The following is a 20,073-nucleotide window of genomic DNA, read 5'->3' on the forward strand; positions in this document are numbered from 1 at the left end:
CCCGGCCTGTTTTTTATGCGAGTCCCTGCCTGCTTCAATCAGTTTTTCATTTCGGCCTCACACATTTCAAACATCTGGAGCCTGATCATGGCGACATTCGCGCTCTGCGAAACACGCCTCCATTGATCATCCAGGTAGACACAATGAACAAACTGCCCCAGATAACCCTGGCGTTCTGGATCATGAAGATCTGCGCGACCACACTTGGCGAAACAGCGGGCGACTTATTGTCGATGACGCTTGATGTCGGGTATGCGATCAGCTCTCTGATACTGATAAGCCTGTTTGTAGCCACGCTCGTGACACAGCTTGCCGCAAAACGTTATCACCCGATGCTTTACTGGTTGGTCATTCTTTCCACCAGTACCGCAGGCACCACGATGTCGGACTTCATGGACCGAACACTCGGGCTTGGATACGCAACGGGTTCTGCAATCCTGATTACCCTGCTGATGGCCATTTTTTGCGCGTGGTATGTCAGCGAGAAATCGTTGTCGGTAGACAGAGTATCGACGCTGAAAGGTGAGCTTTTTTACTGGTTCGCGATTCTCATCTCCAACACGCTGGGCACAGCGCTCGGCGATTATCTGGCCGACGACTCGGGGCTCGGTTTTGCCGGGGGGGCAGTGCTGATCGGTTCTGCGATAGCGTTGGTCGTCGTCCTGCATTTCACTACCAGACTGTCCTCGATCATGCTTTTCTGGATAGCCTTTGTGTTGACGAGGCCATTCGGGGCAACGCTGGGTGATGTGCTGACCAAGCCCTACGAGAAGGGCGGGCTGGATTTCGGCACGATAGGGTCGTCCGCAGTGCTGCTCGCGGTGTTGCTGGTGCTGGTGGTGGTGGCGACTTACCGTGAGCGTAAACCTTCGCCAGCCGATAACAGGCTGATTGAGAGCTGACCCGGTCAGGCCTGAAGCAGTTCGCTCAAGGCTTCATTCAACTGCTCTGCACTGAACGGTTTGGCGACGCAGCGCCGGTCAACCCATACCTCGGGGATGCCCAGTCGCCCATACCCGGAGCAAAACATGAAGGGTATGCCGCGATGGGCAATGGCCGCTGCGATCGGGAATGAGTTACCGCCGATGATATTGATATCCAGAATGGCCAGGTCGTAGTCGCCGTTGCGCGCGTATTCAATGCCTTCGCCAAGCGAACTGGCGTGGTAAGCGGTAGCGAACCCCAGGTCCTCAAGCATCATCTCCATCAGCATTGCGAGCATTGTCTCGTCCTCGACCAGCAGCACTTTGGGGAGCGAGGTATGGTCGTCTGATTCTGAACTCATAAGCTGCCTTCCGGTTTGTCTGGCCAAGGGATCAGCATCGACCAGATAATGCCTGTGCTGGCGAACTGAATGTCAGCCTTGCCTTTGAGTTCCCGTTCGATACTGCGGCGTATCAAGCGAAAGCCAAAGCCTTTTACCGTGCTTGCGCCAATCGGCGGGCCGCCTGTTTCACTCCATTCGATCTTCAGCGTGGGAGGATTGTGCCCGGCGTCCAGGGTGGAGCTCACCGTCACCTGGCCTGCTGCTGATGAAAGTGCACCATGCTGCACCGCGTTAGCCATCAGTTCGTGCAGAACCATTGAGAGCGTCAATGACACGCGCGGCTCCAGAGTTACCGGATTGCCTGTGAAGCTGATCTTGTGCGCCCCCGCGTTTACCGCTTGAAGCTGCTCGATCAGGTCGACCAGTTCAGTGGATATCCACTCTGCCCGGGCCAGGGCATCATGCACCTGGCTCAGTGCAAACAGACGTGCATCGAAGCTTTTGCGAAAGGACTCCAGTGAGGCAGAGCTGTTGACCGTGAGAGAGGCGATGGCCTGAACGGTTGCCAGGGTGTTTTTGACCCGATGGTTCAGTTCGTTCAGCAGCCCCGCTCGGGTCAGGCGATCTTCCAGTTGCTGGCGCTCCAGTTTGCTGGAGATCGATTGCGCCAGTCGATGAGTCGTGCCGCTCCGTTTTAAAAACGTCGCCTCGCCAATGACATCCTGCCCCTCATGCATAGGCAGCGTGAAGGAAAATACACTTCCCGAATCGACTGAGCTTTCGGCCCACAAGCGTCCACCGTGGGCGGTGATAATACCCTGGCATATATAAAGACCCAGGCCGTTGCCTCGTGGGTTGCCTTCCTTGACAGACCAATAACGCTGGAAAATATAGGGCAAGTGTTCCGCCGGGATACCTATCCCGTCATCACTGACCTTGAACAGGACTTCATTTTCACTGGCGACCGCATCGATGTTGATTCGGCCACCTTTGGGGGTGAACTTGATGGCGTTACCCACCAGGTTGGAAAGCACCTGAAAGATTCGCTCCGGATCCGCATTGATGACCAGACCCTGCGCGGCGGTGCAATTGAGTTCGATATTCTTTTCAGTAGTCAGCATGACCAGAAGGCTGCATGCCTCTTCAAGCAGACTGGTGACACCCAGCGGCAAGCGTGAGAGCTGATAACGGCCTGCTTCAATCTGTGCGGTATCGAGCAAGTCTTCAAGAAGACTGTTCATGCGGGTTGTCGCTTTCTCGATGGTGCCCAGTGCGCGCCGGATGTTGCGGTTTTCAGAGTGTGTATCGCCGATTGCCCATCGCTGCATCATGCCGCACTGCATGATGATGATCGACATCGGGTTGCGCAGGTCATGGGACACCACCGCGACCAGCTCATCGCGCAAACGCACCGCCTCCTGCTCGCGCTGAACCTGGCGCTCCAGGTCGTTCTCCAGCGCTGAGCGGCGTATGTCTTCAGCACCATAAAGATCGCCCCGCGACCAGGGGCTGGCGATGCCTGTGACCTGCTGTTCCCACGCGTCGAAAGACTGTCTCGGGCGCAAGCGGTGGCGTGCGGAGCCTTCCGGGCTGGTACTCACATGGTGGGCCGGGTTTCCGCTCCAGTTCATTGTCGAGGTGAGCTGAGCACGAAACCACATGACCGCGTTATCAATCGGCTTGGGCAATGTAAAGGCAATCACGCCGCTCGCGACATCTCTGTAGGCCGCGCTTTCGGGATACTCCTTGTACATGGAGTGGGTATGAAAAACACCCAGACCCTGCAAGCCTGTAGTTCGCTGCGTCGACCGCTGGCGTGCCAGCCCTGTGTCCCGAATCCAGAGATACAGCGCTTGCACCTGCTCGGTCGTAGGGCATACGCCGAACAGGTGAACCCGGTCGTCAATCAAAACCGCGACGCCGTCCGCCAGTGTCAAGGACTGAAGCAGTTCGGGTCGGCTCACCAGGCCGTCGAGGATTTCATGGTCGGCACGACTCATTGCGTCTGCCAGTTGCCCGAGCAGGACAACTTTCTCTTCCCGTTCGCGCTGGATATCAGTTGCAACAATTGCGGAAATTTTCACCGACAACAGTTGCCCGATCATTGCACAGGCATCGCGCAGCTCTCTGGACACCAGCAGCGGTTCAGGATGCCCACAGGCGATAAGACCCCAAAGTTCGCCGCCGTCCAGCAGCGAGATGCTCATCGATGAGCGCACGCCCATGTTCTTGAGGTATTCGCAGTGAACAGGGGACACGCTACGCAGCGTCGAGAAGCCCAGATCGAGTGGCTGGCCTGTTGCAGGTCGCAGTGTCGGTATCAGGGGGACGGGAACGTAGGTTGCGTCCGGAATCACCCGAATCCAGTTCAAACGATACAGCTCTCGCGCCTGGGCAGGAATATCCGAGCCTGGGAAGTTCAAACCACTGTAACTGGGTAATAGCCCGGTCAACGCCTGGGCAACGACTTTGCCATGCCCCTCGGGCTCGAACCGGTAAATCATCACCCGGTCGTAGCCGGTAAGTGCCTGAATCTCGTGAACACTGATATCGAACAGCGTTTCCAGCGTGGTCGCTGCCTGCAGGTTGCGCAATACACGGGTAATGATTCTGGACTGTTCGTGGCCGGCTTCGACGAAGGGTTCCAGTTCGATAATCAGCACGTCATCGGTACGGTGCAGCGAAGCACTGTAGTGAGCGCTTCCCAGCGTCAGTCGTATCGGATCAATGTGTGGAGCAGCAGGGTGGTGGTACGCATTTTCGATAATCGTCGCCTGCTCGGGCGATAACAACAATGACAGGGGCCTGCCCAGCAACGCGTCGCTGTCCAGCCCAAGCTCATTTGCGCAATTGGCGCTGACTTGTTCGATACACAGCGGGTTGCCTGCAACGCTGAGCAACACGCCATGAGGCTGGATTGCGCCGGGCACCCGAATCGGTTCACGGGCACACTCGGCAAGCGCGGCTTCAAGCGCTGCATCTGGGCCTGCAGCCAGCATGGGCTCGATCATTTGCGTGAACTCCATAGGGTATTTCAACCGGAAACAGCCTGCCGCTGCCTTGGTACGACATGCAGTCGTTAAGCACAAAGAGCGATTCGGATAGTTTTTGTCAGCCGTGACAAAACTTTGAGCGATCAACAGCCCGGATGGACAGCGCAAGAAAATGCGAGGTTGCCGCGAAGGTGCGGCGTGGAGACCTGGATAATACAGCTCTGCTGATGCAAGCCAGAGAGTGAAGGAGGTGTGCCACCATAACAGGTGCCAAGAGGATGCGTGGCTTTAACTGTTTTTTCGGCCAGAAGGCGCCAATTACAAAAAAGCCCCGCCAGACATTGTCTGGCGGGGCTTTGCTTCAAGCTGTGAAAGCCTTAGAGCGCCATGTCACTGGCTGGATTGCTTTTCGCTGGCTGTGCAGCAGGTGCAGGTGTTGGAGCATTACCTGTCTTGTTCACCGGCGGCGGTGGAGTCAGTTGCAGGACTTCGGCTGTGTAAGCCCATTCCTCGGCAACGCGATCCGGGTTGTTGTTCAGCTTGGTGCCGTAGCTAGGCACGATCTGGCGCAGCTTTGCCTGCCATTCCGGAGTCGCTACCTTGTCCTTGAAGACTTTCTCAAGCACGCCCAGCATGATCGGCGCTGCAGTCGAAGCACCTGGCGATGCGCCCAGCAGACCGGCGATGGAGCCGTCCTTGGAAGCAACGATTTCGGTACCCAGCTTCAGAACGCCGCCTTTTTCTTCGTCACGCTTGATGATCTGTACGCGCTGACCGGCTTGCATCAGGCGCCAGTCTTCTTTCTTGGCGTTCGGGAAGTACTGCTGCAGAGCAGCGAAGCGATCGTCGTCAGACATCATTACCTGACCTGCCAGGTATTCGATCAGCGGGTACTGTTCGATACCAACGCGAGTCATCGGCCACACGTTATGCGTGGTGGTGCTGGTCAGCAGGTCGAAGTAGGAGCCGTTTTTCAGGAACTTGGTCGAGAAGGTCGCGAACGGGCCAAACAGGATCACGCGCTTGCCATCCAGAACACGGGTGTCAAGGTGCGGAACCGACATGGGTGGCGCGCCAGTCGACGCGATACCGTAGGCTTTGCCCATATGCTGCATGGCCAGAGTCTGGTTGTCGGTGACAAGCCACGAACCGCCGACCGGGAAGCCGCCGTATTCCTTGGCTTCAGGAATACCGGATTCCTGCAGAAGGTGCAGGGCAGCACCGCCAGCGCCGATGAACAGGAACTTGGTGTCGGTCTCGGTGACAGTACCGTCTTTCAGGTTCTTGTACTTGACGCGCCAGGTGCCGTCGTCGTTGTGATTGATGTCTTCGACTTCGCTCGACAACTGCAGATTGAAATTCTGCTTGGCTTTCAGATTGGCGACGAACTGGCGGGTGATCTCGCCGAAGTTGACGTCGGTGCCAATCGGGCTCCAGGTCACGGCCAGCTTCTGCGCCGGGTCACGACCTTCCATCATCAATGGAACCCACTTCTTGATCTGCTCGTGGTCTTCGGAGTACTGCATGCCGCTGAACAGCGGACTGGCCTGCAATGCTGCGTAACGCTTGCGCAGGAACTGGATGTTGTTGTCGCCCCACACGAAGCTCATGTGCGGCGTGGAGTTGATGAACGAACGCGGGTTCTTCAGAACGCCGGTCTTGACCTGCCACGACCAGAACTGACGGGAAATCTGGAACGCTTCGTTGATCTCGATGGCCTTGGAGATATCAACGTTGCCGTTCTTGTCTTCCGGGGTGTAGTTCAGCTCGGCCAGGGCCGAGTGGCCGGTACCGGCGTTGTTCCAGCCGTTGGAGCTTTCTTCGGCCACGCCATCGAGGCGCTCGACCATTTCCATCGACCAGCTCGGCTCCAGCTCGTTGAGCCAGACCGCAAGCGTTGCACTCATGATGCCGCCGCCGACGAGCAATACGTCGACTTTCTTGGTTTCAGCCGCCTGCACGGGCATCAGGCCCATGGAAATGGCCAGACCCAGCAGGGCCGTGTTCACTTTTTTAAACATTCTGTCATCCATCTGATAAACGCCATCCGCCGACTACTCCTGAAGAAACGGCCTGTCACATGCATCGAAGCCTGCGACAAACGCTCGCACCCACAGGGACTAGAGGTGGACATACAAGGCCAATATAATACCGCTCGAGACCTCAATTTATGTCCTGCTGCGCTGACTTCTTATCATCATTGGATTCAGCGTCATGAGTGACATTTGCTCTGTTGGTGTGCGGTGACGCCCGGGAATATCACCCCTCGGCATCCTCCAGAAAACACACCTGGTCAGCCTGTTCACGGAGTCTGAGACGCCGCATCGGGGCATGGAGGCACGCCTGATGTGCAATTTAATGCACGCGTGCTGCGACATTCCCACGGTGGCATACCGGCAAAGACGCGGCATTTTCGCATAATGTGCACCTCGGTTGCGAGATGCCATCATCAAATCGGGCGCGAATGCTTTGATTTAGACGCTTCACAGCCTGCCCCCCATCTATATCGTCGTTTATGCGCGGGTCTTTAGCCGCTTGCCAGAATGTGGCAATCCGCCAGACCCCGTCGCCCGCGCACATTTTTAACTGCCGCACGGCATTCATGAGCCAGTTTCACAAGGGTGTGTGGATTTGCCTGGCTAATCAGCATCCCGACCACCTGCTAGTGTCAATACACGACTCTGATGTGTGGTGGCTGCAATCTCCGGATGCAGACGCCCGTCAAACAGTTGGAACTTTACCAGCGCTGGCCAGTTAAACACTTAATCGGTGATAGCGTTTTGGCTCTGATCACCCATGAAAGCCCGATGAAAGATCAAGGCAGCACGCCGTTGAGCAGGAGTACGCCCAGGCCGCTGACCAGACAATAACGCCCGGCGCTTTACAGCAGCGTCGGCTATTACCGAGTGACCCTGATGAGTGAACCCAAAAAGCACAAGGATTCTGCTGTGGACAGCAGTGCCGTGCAGCCTTCGCGCCGAAACTTTTTGAAGTTCGGTGCTTCCGGCATTGCTGCGGCCACGCTGTCTACCTGGATACCCTCCGACGGCATGCTGCAGGCAGCCCCGGCGGCTCCTGTAATCGAAGACAGTGACGCGCCTGCAGCGGGCGAGCAGCGCATCCAGTTGAAGGTCAATGGCCAGGTTCATACCCTGAACGTGCCGGCCAACGCCGTTCTGCTCGACGTGCTGCGTGACCGCCTGCAACTGACGGGCACCAAAAAAGGCTGCGACCATGGCCAGTGCGGTGCTTGCACGCTGCTGGTCAATGGCGTAGCGATCAATTCCTGCCTTTCCATTGCCGTCCAGCATCAGGGCGACAGCATCATCACCATCGAAGGCCTGGCCGAGAACGGCAAGCTGCACCCGGTACAGGAAGCCTTCTGGGAGCACGATGCCTATCAATGCGGTTATTGCACGTCTGGACAGATAATGAGCGCGGTCGCGATTCTCCAGGACCCGAACATCCCTTCCGATGACGCCAGCGTCAGAGAAGCCATGGGCGGCAATATCTGCCGCTGCGGTGCCTACAAGAACATTCTCTCGGCCGTGCAGTCTGCGCGTTCGAAGATGGGAGGAGCTGCCTGATGCGAACGTTCGATTACGCTCGGGCTGCATCGCCCGCGCAGGCATTCAGCACTGCGTCGGGTGAGGGGCAGCGCTTCTATCTGGCAGGTGGCACCACGTTGCTTGATCTGGTCAAGCTGGATGTGATGCAACCGCAGCAACTGGTGGACATCAATCATCTGGCGTTGAAACAGGTCGAGTCGCTGCCCGATGGGCGTCTGCGCATCGGCGCGCTGGTGAGCAACACTGATCTGGCCAGGCATCCACTGGTGCAGCAGCGCTATCCGGTGTTGTCCGAAGCGATTCTGGCAGGTGCTTCGACCCAGTTGCGCAATAAGGCCACCACCGCTGGCAATGTCATGCAGCGGGTGCGCTGCCCGTATTTCCGCGATGGTATTTCAGCCTGCAACAAGCGCCAGCCGGGCTCCGGTTGTGCGGCTATCGGCGGCATGAACCGCAGTGTGCATGCGGTGCTGGGCACCAGCGATCACTGCATTGCAACGCATCCTTCGGACATGTGTGTCGGCATGGCGGCCATCGGCGGGCAGGTAACCGTTCAGGGGGCCAATGGTTCGCGAGATATTCCTTTTGCCGACTTTCATCTGCTGCCCGGTGATACGCCGCAGCGTGAAACTGCGCTGGCGGCCCACGAGCTGATCACCCACGTGACGCTGGATGCACCGCTGGCAGGTGGTCGTTTTTCTTATCTCAAGCTGCGCGACCGTACCTCTTACCAGTTTGCCCTGGCGTCCAGTGCAGTGATTCTGGTGATGGACGGCAGGCGAATCACCGATGCGCGTATCGCGCTGGGTGGCGTGGGTACCAAGCCGTGGCGGGCCGTGGAGGCTGAACGTGCACTGATCGGTCAGCGTGCTGACATGGACACCTTTGCGCGGGTCGCAGCGCTGGCGATGAAGGGCTCCCGGGCCTATGAACATAACGCCTTCAAGATCCCGCTGGGTCAGCAGGTCATTGTCCGCAATCTTCGTGACCTCACGGCCTAGGAATCTCTCATGAGCGAAAACATCATTGGTGTGCCGCAGCGTCGTATCGACGGCGGCAAGAAAGTCAGTGGTCAGGCGCGCTATGCCGCAGACCATCCGATGGGCAAGATGCTGTATGCCTATGGCGTCTACAGCACCATCGCCAACGGGCGCGTGGTTGCCGTAAAGGATCAGCAGGCCAAGGCGATGCCTGGCGTTGTCGATATCTTCCATCATGGCAATTTTCCTGCTTTGCACCGTACTCCGAACACCAAGCTGAGCTTCGCCAAGATGCTTTCGGCCAGCAAGGCGGACGAGCATCGCCTGCCGTTCGAGGATGACCGGGTCTATTACCCTGGCCAGTTTGTCGCTCTGGTGGTGGCCGAAAGCTTCGAGCAGGCGAGGGCGGCTGCCCACCACGTGACGGTCGAGTATGACGAGCGCCCGGCGGTCAAGGACCTTGACCAAGGCATGCGGGTCAATGGTGCCCGTGATGGCGGTGCCGGGCACAACCGGGGTAAGCCGGACAGCGCGTTTGACAGTGCAAAAGTCAAAGTCGATCAGACTTACACCACGCCGGTTGAAGTGCATAACCCGATGGAGATGCACGCCAGCACAGCGTGGTGGCAGGACGGCAAGCTGTTTGTTTACGAAAGCACTCAGGGCGTGGTCAACCACCGCAACCTGCTGGCCAACGTTTTCGACCTTTCGCCCGACCGCGTTGAAGTGCGCGCACCGTTCATAGGCTCGGGCTTTGGCGGCAAGCTTTGGCCATGGCCGCACTCCGTGGCAGCCTGCGCCGCGGCCAGGGTTACCGGTCGCCCGGTGCAACTGGTGTTGCCACGCGCGCAGATGTTTACCACCGTGGGCCATCGTCCTGAGACCCGCCAGCGCTTGCGTCTGGCCACCGATGCCAGCGGCAAGCTAGTGTCGATCCGTCACGAGTCGTTCAACAACACGTCGATGCTGGATGATTACACCGAAAACTGCGGTGGCGTGACCAAAAGCCTGTATGCCTGCGACAACGTGCTGGTCAGCCACAAGATCAGCTCTATCAACCGCGGTACGCCAACCTCCATGCGCGCGCCGGGTGCAGCACCGGGCCTGTTTGCGCTGGAGTCGGCCATCGATGAGATGGCCCTGGCCAGTGGCATGGACCCGCTGGTATTTCGCAAGCTGAACCTGGCCGACAAGGATCAGAGCGTCGGCTTGCCGTGGTCCAGCAATCACCTGCCGGAAGCTATCGACAAAGCCGCCGAGCGATTCGGCTGGCACGCGCGCAAGGCCGATATCGGCTCGATGCGTGAAGGTGATGAAATCATTGGTTACGGCATGGGCGCCTGCAACTGGGAAGCCTATCAGGTGCCCACCGATGCGCGGGTCATTCTGCGTTCTGACGGTACGGCGCTGGCCCAGTGTGGCTTGCAGGATATCGGCACCGGCACGTACACCATCGTGGCGCAGACCGTCAGCCAGTTGACCGGCATTCCCGTTGAGCGTGTTGAAGTAGAGCTGGGCAGTTCGTCATTCCCGGCCGGCCCTGTTTCCGGTGGTTCATGGGTGACGGCCAGCGTAATGCCGGCGATTGCCGGGGCCACGCGTGAAGCGTTGCAGAAGCTGCGTCAGTACGCTGTCAGCAAGGATGCGGTGTTCGCCGGGCAGGACGCCGAGTCGATCAAGGTCGAAAACGGGCAACTGGTGATCGGCGAACAGCGCGCCAGCTTTGTCGACGTGCTGAAGGGGCAGCGCCTGTCGCGCGCTGAGGGTAATTTTCAAAGCGGCATGCCGGAGGCGGGCAAGTATTCCTTCCGCTCGTTCGGTGTGCATTTCGTCGAAGTGCGCTGGGATCCGGGCATTTCCAGCCTGCGCGTCTCGCGGGTGGTCAGTGCCATTGACGTGGGCAAAGTGGTCAATCCGCTGGCAGCACGCAATCAGGTGGAAGGCGCAATCGTGATGGGTATCGGCATGGCGTTGTTCGAAGCCGGTGAATATGACCCGCGCAGTGGCATGCCGGTCAATAACAACTATGCCGAGTACGTAGTGCCGGTGCATGCGGATCAGCCGGATATCGACGTCTTGCTGCTCGATTATCCGGACTACAACCTGGGTGAGTTCGGTGCGCGGGGCATCGGCGAAATCGGTGTGACCGGGCTTGCAGCTGCCGTGGCCAATGCGGTGTATCACGCGACCGGCAAACGGGTGCGCAGCCTGCCGATCAGCAAGGAAAAACTGATGGCGGGGTTGTAGCAATGAAACAGCTCGATTTGCAGGTGGTGCAACAGGCTCGTGACTGGCTGGCTGGCGGCAAAGCCGTCTGGCTATGCACGGTTCTCTCTACGTTCGGCTCGGCCCCACGCGGGCCCGGGGCAATGCTGGTGGGGCTGAGCAGCGGTGAGCATCGCGGTTCCCTGTCTGGCGGCTGTGTGGAGGAGGACTTTCTCGAACGGGTCGCTGCAGGGCAGTTTCAGCCGGTCAATCAGGTCGTTCGCTACGGCGACGGCGGCTTCGCACCAACGCGGGCCCTGCCGTGCGGTGGTGTGCTGGATGTATTGATCGAGTTCATTGCACCGAGTCCGCAAGCGGATGCACATCTGGGGGCTATCGAGCAGGCGCTTGCCGGACGCGAGCTGGTCAGCAGGCACGTGCAGTTGGGCGGTGGGCAGAGAGAAATCGGGCCTGCAACGATGGGCGAGGCGCGGGTGCAGGTGGACGGCGAACGCATCAGCATTCGTATGGGGGCGGTGTATCGCGTGCTGCTTGCCGGGCTATCGCCGGTGGCGGAGTTCTGCGCCAGTTTTGCCGTCGCGATGGGCTATGAAGTCATCGTCTGTGACCCGCGTGTCGAGGTCACCTCAGGGTTTTCGATGCCGGGTGTCGAGGTGCGCGGTGTATTGCCTGCGGTGTTCATTGCCGAAGGTGGCTGTCACAGTTCGACGGCGGTACTGGCGTTGACCCATGATCCGAAACTGGACGATCTGAGCATGCTCGAAGCCGTACGCACCGAGGCCTTCTACATAGGCGCGATGGGTTCGATGCGCACCAGCAGCAAACGTCTGGAGCGTCTGGGCCGTATCGGCGGGCTGGATGCCAGGGTGCTGGAGAGAATCCATGCCCCCATCGGCCTGAACCTGGGCAGCAAGACGCCTTCCGAAATCGCCATTGCGGTGATGGCTGACATCCTGCGCGTGGCCAACGGTGTCAGTCGTGCCGAGGTTTAAGGTATTGCGCACAGGCTTGCGCCAGCGCTGACGGAGTGTCGGCGTCGCGCAGAATGCCTGGGTCATCGCAATTCAGTACGTCACACACCTCCGAGTTGTTCATGATCAGGGCTTTAGCGCCCTGATCGCCTTCCAGCGTCAGCAGTGCCGGCCAGAACTGCCGACCAATGATCACCGGATGGCCGCGCTGGCCGCCATGCATTGGCACGGCAATGCGCTGAGGATTGGCCATTGCGGCCAGGTCACGCAGGGTCTGCGGCTTTATCCAGGGCATATCTGCAAGCAGAATGGCGACGGCCTCGGCAGCGGAGTCCATTAAGGCGGCAATGCCGCTGGCGAGACTGTGGCCCATGCCCAGGTCGGCATGTTCGCTGCGGATGATTGTTACGTGTGCGGGAATACCCAGTGCCTCAGCGTCATCGTCCGTACGCAGTACCAGCCCCACGTAGTCGAATTCGTTTCCGGTGTTTTCAAGGCTTGCGGTCAGCAAGGTACGTCCACAGGGCAATGCTGCCTGTCTTTTATCGCCACCAAAACGCCTGCTTCGGCCTGCCGCCAGTACCAGGGCGAACACTTTGGGGTTCTGGCTGTCTATGCTGCTCAATCCGATGCCTTATGAGTCGTGAGAGGGGTCGCGTGCAGCCACACCATGCGGTACGGCTGGCGTACGCAGAATGCCTTATTTCGCTGCTCTGCCGGTAGCGGTACGAATCATGTTTTCGAGGGTTTCAAGTGGACAATCACATTCGTCCTGTCGAGCTGGAAAAAGCCTACCGTCTGCTCAATCACGGCCCGACGGTGCTGGTGTCCTCCAGTCATGAAGGCACTCACAACGTCATGTCTGCCGCATGGGCCTGTGCACTGGATTTCTCGCCGCCCAAGGTGACACTGGTGATCGACAAGATGACCAAAACCCGCGGGCTGGTGGAGAAGAGCGGTTATTTTGCGTTGCAGGTGCCCAATCTGGATCAATTGCAGATGACCTTCGACGTCGGCACCCAGAGCAAGGTCTTCACCCCGGACAAGCTTGATAAAGCCAATGTCGACCTGTTTCTGATTGAAGATCATGTCACGCCACTGGTTGTCGGTTGCTCTGCCTGGCTGATCTGCAAGGTCATTCCGGAGCCGCACAATCAACAGACCTACGACCTGTTCATTGGCGAAGTCATCGGCGCCTGGGCTGACACCCGTGTGTTCAACGACGGGCACTGGGAATTCGAAAAGGCCGACCCGAAATGGCGCAGCCTTCATTACGTGGCGGGCGGGCATTTCTATACGATTGGTGAGCCTGCGATTGTGGAAACGGGCGACGAATGATCGCGATGTCTGGCCCTGACGATCTCCACTGTCCGTAAAGGCCTCTTCGTGAGCAAGCTCACTCCCACACAAGCACATTCATCGCACAATAGTTGAAGTTCACGCACCCAGAGGGTCTTGTGGGAGCGAGCTTGCTCGCGAAGAGACCCGCATGACCGCCAAAGATTTATGCTGATGTGAGTCCGCCTTCGCGAGCAAGCTCGCTCCCACTGGGACATGTGTACTGGTGTTTCCCAACCCTCAGTGCCGATCGCGCCATACGGTCTGTGCATTGCAGAACTCGCGTACACCGAAGTGCGAGAGTTCACGGCCAAAGCCGCTTTTCTTCACGCCGCCAAACGTCACGCGCGGGTCTGAAGCGCTGTAGCCGTTGATGAACACACCACCGGTTTCCAGTTCTTCGGTCATGCGCTCTGCCAGTTGTAGATCACGTGTGTAGACCGTCGCGGTCAGGCCGAATTCGCTGTCATTGGCCAGCTCCAGAGCGTGCTGCGCGTCGCGGGCGGTAATGATCGATGCTACCGGACCGAACAGCTCCTGCCTGAAGGAAGTCATCTGGTCGGTCACGTCGCCCAGTACGGTCGGCTCGTAGTAGTTGCCTTGGCCATCAGCCTTCTTGCCGCCCAGCAACAGTTTCGCGCCTTCGGCAAGGGTGTCCTGAACCTGAGCATCCAGTTCATCGCGCAGATCGAAGCGTGCCATCGGACCAATGTAGGTCTCGCTGGACAACGGATCGCCGATCACCAACTGGCGAGTCTGTTCAACGAACCTGCGCGTGAACTCCTCGACCACACCTTGCTCGATGATCAAACGCTTGGCCGCGGCACAGACCTGCCCGGTGTTCTGGAAACGACCGATGACAGCCGCTTTCACAGCCTGATCCAGGTCTGCGTCATTGAGCACGATGAACGGGTCGGAACCGCCCAGCTCCAGCACGCACTTCTTGAGCGCCGCACCGGCCTGAGCACCAATGGCCTGGCCAGCGCGAACACTACCGGTCAGCGTGACGGCCGCAATGCGTGGGTCGGCAATGGCCTTCGAGACGCCCACGGCAGCCACGTTGATGACTTCAAACACGCCCTCCGGGAAACCGGCGCGCTTGAACGCGTCGAGCATCAGGTAAGCGCAACCCATAACGTTGGGTGCATGCTTGAGCACGTAGGTATTGCCTGCCAGCAATGTCGGAATTGCGCCGCGCAATACTTGCCAGATCGGGAAATTCCACGGCATCACCGCAAGAACAGGGCCCAGCGGACGGTACTCGATGCGTGCCTTGTCATGCTCTACCTGAGTCGCCTCGGCCATCAGCATTGCCGGGCCTTGCGCTGCATACCAATCGCATAACTGCGCGCATTTCTCGACTTCGCCTCTGGCCTGCGTCACGGGCTTGCCCATTTCCCGGCTGATCATCTGGGCAATGTTTTCGGCGTCATCGCGCAGGGCCTGGCCCATGGCGATGATCAGTTGCGCACGTTGCTGGACAGGCGTGCGCTTCCAGCCTGCAAAGCCGGCCGTCGCACGCGACAGGCTGCGATCCAGCATGGCGTCGGATTCGAAGGCGTAGTGGCCGATCTGTTCGCCTGAGGCGGGGTTGATCGAAATTGCGTGGGTGTTGCTGGTGACAGTAGTCATTGCGCCATCCTGTTGAGGTGGGAAGTGGGACCAGAATATAGGCGTGCAATGCTTTCTAAAACTGAATAATAATGATCGCATCGTTCATGTTTGGAGAATGAAATGGATTTGGTCCAGCTGGAGATGTTTAAAGCGGTGGCTGAACACGGCAGCATCAGCGCCGCTGCTCAGCATATTCATCGCGTGCCCTCGAATCTGACGACGCGTATCAAGCAACTGGAGCAGGATCTGGGCGTAGACCTGTTCATTCGCGAAAAACACCGTTTGCGGCTGTCGCCTGCCGGCTGGAATTTTCTCGATTACACGCGGCGCATATTGGACCTGATACAGGAGGCGCGGCTGGCGGTTTCTGGCGAAGAACCGCAAGGGCCTTTTTCACTGGGCTCGCTGGAAAGCACGGCGGCCGTGAGGATTCCTGCGCTGTTGGCGGTCTACAACCAGCAAAACGCCAAGGTCGAACTGGACCTGTCCACCGGGCCGTCCGGCACCATGATCGACGGTGTGCTTGCCGGGCGCCTGGTTGCTGCGTTTGTCGACGGGCCGGTGCTGCATCCATCACTTGAGGGTGTGCCGGTATTCGAAGAGGAAATGGTCATCATCGCGCCACTCAACCACACGCCGGTCAAGCGCGGGCGGGATGTGAGCGGTGAAAGCATCTACGCGTTTCGTGCCAACTGCTCGTACCGGCACCACTTCGAACGCTGGTTTACCGAGGACGCTGCAGTGCCGGGCAAGATCCACGAAATGGAGTCTTACCACGGCATGCTGGCCTGCGTCAGCGCCGGTGCCGGGTTGGCGCTGATGCCATGCAGCATGCTGGAAAGCATGCCCGGTTGTGCCACAGTCAGTGTCTGGCCCTTGTCCGAAAAGTTTCGTTACCTGCACACCTGGCTGATCTGGCGTCGAGGCACCGTATCGCGCAGCCTGACCCGCTTCGTGGAGTTGCTGGAAGAACAGGCCAGACCGCCGCAAGCCGGATGAGGTAACGCCGGCAGTTACTGCGCGGCAGATACCCGTCCGGCAATCGCTGCACCCACTTCCTGGGTCGAACGCTTGCCGCCCAGGTCCGGTGTGACGTCGCCACTGGCAATCACTTGCTCGATAGCAGTGATGATCTCGTCATGAGCCGCCGTGAAGCGTTCATCGCCCTGGCCGAGGAATTCCAGCATCAGCGCGCCGGACCAGATCATCGCAATCGGGTTGGCGATGTTCTTGCCGAAGATGTCGGGCGCCGAGCCGTGCACCGGTTCGAACAGCGACGGGAAGTTACGCTCCGGGTTGAGGTTGGCCGACGGCGCAATGCCAATGGTGCCAGCGCACGCCGGGCCGAGGTCGCTGAGGATATCGCCGAACAGGTGGACGCCACCACGACGTCGAAGCGCTCGGGTTGCAGCACGAAGCGCGCGCACAGAATATCGATGTGTTGCTTGTCCCAGCTGATGTCCGGGTACTGACTGGCCATCGCCTCGGTGCGCTTGTCCCAATAGGGCATGCTGATCGCCATGCCGTTGGATTTGGTCGCGGACGTCACGTGCTTGCGCTCGCGTTTGCTGGCCATCTCGAAAGCGAACCTGAGAATACGGTCGACACCGCGACGGGTGAACACAGATTCCTGCAACACGAACTCGTTTTCGGTGTTTTCAAACATGATCCCGCCCAGCGACGAGTATTCACCTTCGGTGTTTTCCCGCACCACGATGAAATCAATGTCGCCCGGTTCGCGATTGGCCAGCGGGCAGGGCACGCCGGGAAACAGGCGCACCGGACGGATGTTGGCGTACTGATCGAACTCGCGGCGAAACTTGAGCAATGAGCCCCAGAGAGAGATGTGGTCTGGCACTTTTTCCGGCCAGCCCACGGCACCGAAAAAGATCGAGTCGAAGCCTTTGAGCTGTTCAAACCAGTCGTCCGGCATCATCTTGCCGTGCTTCAGGTAGTAATCGCAGCTGGCCCATTCGAAGTATTCGAACTCCAGCTCCAGACCGTGCTTCGCGGCGGCAGCCTGAACCACGCGTACGCCTTCGGGCAGTACTTCAAGGCCGATGCCGTCACCGGCGATGGCAGCAATACGCAGCTTCTTGTTGTTCATGTCGGGCACTCTTGTCGGGCGGTTTGTCAGGGATGAGTCACACAGGCCATCCATGCTATAAGCACACGATATAAAGATAATTAGTCGATTAATGGATTGAGAAAACACGAATCGTGAATTATCCAAACCTTGATGACCTGAACGTGTTCATCCACGTTGCTCGACGCTCAAGCTTCGTGGGTGCTGCCAATGAGCTGGGCATGTCCGCTGCTTATGTCAGCAAGCGGGTCAAACTGCTGGAGCAGAATATGGGCGTGGTGCTGTTGCACCGCTCAACGCGGCAAGTATCGATTACCGAAGACGGCGAGCGAGTCTATGAGTGGGCTAAAGGCATTCTGGAGTCGGTGCAGCAGATGGGCGACGAAGTTGCCGCGCTGCACGGCGAGCCCAGTGGCTTGCTGCGAGTGGTCAGCAGCCAGGGCTTCGGTCGCCGTTTCGTAGCGCCTGCCTTGTCGGAGCTGGCGGCGCTTTATCCGAAGCTGGATATACGTCTGGATATTCAGGACCGGCTGGTCGACCTGATCGAGGAGGGCGTCGACCTGGACATCCGCGTCGGCAACGAAATTGCCCCGCACCTGCGTGCAAGACACCTGGCCAGCAACTGGCGCGTGTTGTGCGCGAGCCCCGCTTACCTGAAAGATCATGGGGTGCCATTGAGTATCGGTGAGCTGGCCAACCACGATTGCCTGGTGATCAAGGAGCGCGACCGTCCGTTCGGCATATGGCATCTCAATGGGCCGCAAGGCGCTGAAACCGTCAAGGTAACCGGCAGCCTGTCCACCAACCACGGCGAAATCGCCCGCCAGTGGTGCCTGGACGGGCGCGGTGTGTTGCTGCGTTCGCTCTGGGATGTGCGCACTGACCTGGCCGAGGGTCGGCTGGTTCAGATGCTGCCGGAATACCGTCAGGATGCAGACATCTGGGCGGTGCATACCTCGCCGCTGATGAGTTCGGCCAAGGTCCGCGTCACGGTGGAGTTTCTGCGCGACTACCTTGCCCTGCAGCCTTCGCCGGTCAACCACTGAGGCACAGCACACACTGTCAGTGGGTGCCGGCTGCCTTGTTCAGGTCGCTGTCTGTCCATTCGGTGTAGATGCATGCGTCTGCAGCGGCCCAGCGCACGCGCACCGGGTCGCCGGCCTTGAGCGAAATGCCGTTCGCGGAAAGCGCCTTGACCGTCATGGCCGTACCTCCGGCAGTGACTACCGAGCACGTCTGGCTCTCGCCAAGGAACAGCACTTCATGGACCGTGGCGCTCACCTCGTTCCAGCCTGCTTCGAGTGGCATGGCCGCAGCCTGGGACACGCTCAGCGCCTGGGCTTTCTCCGGGCGCACCATCAACAGCACGTCCTGATCGGTCTTCAGCCCTGCGGTCAGGCGAATCGCCAGTGTGCTGCCCTCGAACGTCGCCACGGCATTGCCCTGAGCCTTGAGCCTGAGGAAGTTCGAGTTGCCGAGAAACGAGGCGACGAAGGCATTCGGTGGATCCTGGTACAGGTCATAGCCCGAGCCCAGACCGACGATCTTGCCATGGCTGAAAATGGCGATGCGCTGTGACAGGCGCATGGCTTCTTCCTGGTCATGGGTCACGTAAACGATGGTGATGCCCAGCCGGCGATGCAACTGACGCAGTTCGTCCTGCAGGTCTTCACGCAGCTTCTTGTCCAGTGCGCCCAGCGGCTCGTCCATCAGCAGGATGCGTGGCTCGTAGACCAGCGCCCTGGCAATGGCGACTCGTTGCTGCTGGCCACCGGACAGTTGCGAAGGGCGGCGGTGAGCAAACTCTTCCAGCTGGACGAGCTTGAGCATCGCATCGACTTTCTTTTCGCGCTCAGCCGCAGGCAACTTGCGGATCGCCAGCGGGAAAGCAATGTTGTCGCGTACCGACAGGTGCGGGAATAGCGAGTAGCGCTGAAACACCATGCCGATGTCGCGCTTGTGCGGCGGCACATTGACCAGCGATTTGCCACTGACCAGAATCTCGCCCGAACTGGGCGTCTCGAAACCGGCGAGCATTGACAGCGTGGTGCTTTTGCCCGAGCCACTGGAGCCGAGAAAGGTCAGGAATTCGCCGTCCTGAATATCCAGGGAAATGTTGTCGACCGCGGCAAAGTCACCGTAGTGCTTGTTCAGGTTGCACAGGCTGACCAGCGTTTTCTGATCCTGATGGGCGGGGTCTTTGATCACGGCACTCATGAAGTACTCCTGGCTTCGTTGCGGCGACGCAGGGTTGCGGCGATGAACATGATCAGCACCGACAGGGCGATCAGCAGCGTTGAGGTAACAGCGATGACCGGCGTCAGGTCCTGACGCAGGGTGGTCCACATTTTTACGGGAAGGGTTTGCAGGGTCGGGCTGGCCATCATCACGCTCAGCACCACTTCGTCCCACGAGACCAGAAACGCGAACAGCGCGCCAGCCATCATGCCCGGACGGATGCCGGGAAAGGTCACTTTGTAGATCGCCTGCAGGCGTGACGCGCCACAGATTACCGCGGCATCTTCAATGGACTGATCGAACAGTTTCAGCGAGTTGATGATCGAGATGATGGTGAACGGCAAGGCGACGATCACATGGCTGACGACGAAGGAAAACAATGTGCCGGTGTAACCGAGTTTGAGAAACAGGGCGTACACGGCAACAGCGATAATCACCAGCGGCACAATCATCGGCAAGGTGAAGACGCCGTACAGAAAATCGCGCCCGGGGAAACGGCCGCGCACCAGCGCGAAAGCGGTGGGCAGGCCCAGCGCCACCGAGGCAATGGTGGTCAGAATCGCGACCTTGAGGCTGGACATGGCGGCGGCCATCCAGTCCGGGTTGGAGAAAAACTGCTGATACCACTTCAGTGTCCAGCCGGGTGGCGGAAATACCAGCCACTGTGATGAACCGAATGACAGCAGGACGATGAACAGGATCGGCAGCAACAGAAACAGCGCGATCAGGCCAGTGGTCAGGTACAGACCCGTACGCAGGCCGGGGCTCATGGCATTGGGTGTCAGGAGCAT

At 59.0% G+C, this 20,073-nt stretch carries 15 protein-coding genes and 1 pseudogene; 8 read left to right on the plus strand and 8 right to left on the minus strand.

The window, feature by feature from the left end; genetic code table 11:
• The first annotated feature begins 143 nt into the window (after nucleotides 1–143).
• Nucleotides 144–902 carry a COG4705 family protein gene (locus tag AC4ANK_RS13480; protein ID WP_031595582.1) on the plus strand — a complete coding sequence of 253 codons (759 nt, stop codon included), beginning with the start codon at nucleotides 144–146 and terminating at the stop codon, nucleotides 900–902.
• A 5-nt stretch (nucleotides 903–907) separates the two neighbouring features.
• Here the strand turns inward: AC4ANK_RS13480 and AC4ANK_RS13485 are convergent, their stop codons facing one another.
• The 3 genes from AC4ANK_RS13485 to mqo all read right to left on the minus strand — a co-directional run bounded on the left by AC4ANK_RS13485 (nucleotide 908) and on the right by mqo (nucleotide 6,281).
• A complete protein-coding gene (locus AC4ANK_RS13485; protein ID WP_002553587.1) occupies nucleotides 908–1,285 on the minus strand; it encodes a response regulator in 378 nt (125 codons plus the stop codon).
• On the minus strand, nucleotides 1,282–4,278 hold the full coding sequence (locus AC4ANK_RS13490) for an ATP-binding protein (RefSeq protein ID WP_002553588.1): 2,997 nt from the start codon (nucleotides 4,276–4,278) through the stop codon (nucleotides 1,282–1,284). The genes AC4ANK_RS13485 and AC4ANK_RS13490 overlap by 4 nt, the downstream gene beginning before the upstream one ends.
• Nucleotides 4,279–4,637: 359 nt before the next feature.
• On the minus strand, nucleotides 4,638–6,281 hold the full coding sequence (mqo, locus tag AC4ANK_RS13495; RefSeq protein WP_002553589.1) for a malate dehydrogenase (quinone): 1,644 nt from the start codon (nucleotides 6,279–6,281) through the stop codon (nucleotides 4,638–4,640).
• A gap of 894 nt (nucleotides 6,282–7,175) precedes the next feature.
• On the opposite strand from mqo, the gene AC4ANK_RS13500 reads away from it, so the two are divergent.
• From AC4ANK_RS13500 to AC4ANK_RS13515, 4 genes are read left to right on the plus strand one after another with little or no spacing between them, the layout of a single operon-like run.
• Nucleotides 7,176–7,847 carry a (2Fe-2S)-binding protein gene (locus tag AC4ANK_RS13500; protein ID WP_002553590.1) on the plus strand — a complete coding sequence of 224 codons (672 nt, stop codon included), beginning with the start codon at nucleotides 7,176–7,178 and terminating at the stop codon, nucleotides 7,845–7,847.
• Nucleotides 7,847–8,830, plus strand: a complete 984-nt coding sequence (locus AC4ANK_RS13505) for an FAD binding domain-containing protein (RefSeq protein WP_460382757.1) — start codon at nucleotides 7,847–7,849, stop codon at nucleotides 8,828–8,830. Before AC4ANK_RS13500 ends, AC4ANK_RS13505 begins: the two co-directional genes overlap by 1 nt.
• Nucleotides 8,831–8,839: 9 nt before the next feature.
• Nucleotides 8,840–11,056 (plus strand): xanthine dehydrogenase family protein molybdopterin-binding subunit, encoded by a 2,217-nt coding sequence (locus AC4ANK_RS13510; RefSeq protein ID WP_002553592.1) that lies wholly within the window; start codon nucleotides 8,840–8,842, stop codon nucleotides 11,054–11,056.
• A gap of 2 nt (nucleotides 11,057–11,058) precedes the next feature.
• Nucleotides 11,059–12,027, plus strand: coding sequence for an XdhC family protein (locus AC4ANK_RS13515; protein ID WP_002553593.1), 969 nt, complete (start codon nucleotides 11,059–11,061; stop codon nucleotides 12,025–12,027).
• On the opposite strand, the gene AC4ANK_RS13520 is transcribed toward AC4ANK_RS13515, so the two are convergent.
• The gene (locus AC4ANK_RS13520) at nucleotides 12,008–12,631 is read right to left on the minus strand and encodes a nucleotidyltransferase family protein (protein ID WP_002553594.1); all 624 of its coding nucleotides are present in this window, start codon (nucleotides 12,629–12,631) and stop codon (nucleotides 12,008–12,010) included. The two genes, AC4ANK_RS13515 and AC4ANK_RS13520, sit on opposite strands and share 20 nt — an antisense overlap.
• A gap of 128 nt (nucleotides 12,632–12,759) precedes the next feature.
• Here AC4ANK_RS13520 and AC4ANK_RS13525 point away from each other — a divergent pair, with 128 nt between their 5' ends.
• Nucleotides 12,760–13,344 (plus strand): flavin reductase family protein, encoded by a 585-nt coding sequence (locus tag AC4ANK_RS13525; protein WP_002553595.1) that lies wholly within the window; start codon nucleotides 12,760–12,762, stop codon nucleotides 13,342–13,344.
• 240 nt (nucleotides 13,345–13,584) lie between these two features.
• On the opposite strand, the gene AC4ANK_RS13530 is transcribed toward AC4ANK_RS13525, so the two are convergent.
• A complete protein-coding gene (locus AC4ANK_RS13530; RefSeq protein ID WP_002553596.1) occupies nucleotides 13,585–14,976 on the minus strand; it encodes an aldehyde dehydrogenase family protein in 1,392 nt (463 codons plus the stop codon).
• A 102-nt stretch (nucleotides 14,977–15,078) separates the two neighbouring features.
• On the opposite strand from AC4ANK_RS13530, the gene ptrR reads away from it, so the two are divergent.
• The gene (ptrR, locus tag AC4ANK_RS13535) at nucleotides 15,079–15,957 is read left to right on the plus strand and encodes a putrescine utilization regulator PtrR (RefSeq protein ID WP_002553597.1); all 879 of its coding nucleotides are present in this window, start codon (nucleotides 15,079–15,081) and stop codon (nucleotides 15,955–15,957) included.
• A gap of 14 nt (nucleotides 15,958–15,971) precedes the next feature.
• Here ptrR and AC4ANK_RS13540 read toward each other — a convergent pair.
• A pseudogene (locus AC4ANK_RS13540) lies at nucleotides 15,972–17,065 on the minus strand (tartrate dehydrogenase).
• 113 nt (nucleotides 17,066–17,178) lie between these two features.
• On the opposite strand from AC4ANK_RS13540, the gene AC4ANK_RS13545 reads away from it, so the two are divergent.
• A complete protein-coding gene (locus AC4ANK_RS13545) occupies nucleotides 17,179–18,090 on the plus strand; it encodes a LysR substrate-binding domain-containing protein (RefSeq protein WP_002553598.1) in 912 nt (303 codons plus the stop codon).
• Nucleotides 18,091–18,106: 16 nt separating this feature from the next.
• Here AC4ANK_RS13545 and AC4ANK_RS13550 read toward each other — a convergent pair whose 3' ends face one another.
• Together AC4ANK_RS13550 and AC4ANK_RS13555 are read right to left on the minus strand one after the other, a co-directional pair.
• Nucleotides 18,107–19,261: an ABC transporter ATP-binding protein gene (locus AC4ANK_RS13550; RefSeq protein ID WP_002553599.1), complete on the minus strand. Its 1,155-nt coding sequence runs from the start codon at nucleotides 19,259–19,261 to the stop codon at nucleotides 18,107–18,109.
• Nucleotides 19,258–20,073 carry an ABC transporter permease gene (locus AC4ANK_RS13555; RefSeq protein WP_031595588.1) on the minus strand — a complete coding sequence of 272 codons (816 nt, stop codon included), beginning with the start codon at nucleotides 20,071–20,073 and terminating at the stop codon, nucleotides 19,258–19,260. Before AC4ANK_RS13555 ends, AC4ANK_RS13550 begins: the two co-directional genes overlap by 4 nt.

This window comes from Pseudomonas sp. Pmew2, assembly GCF_058129885.1.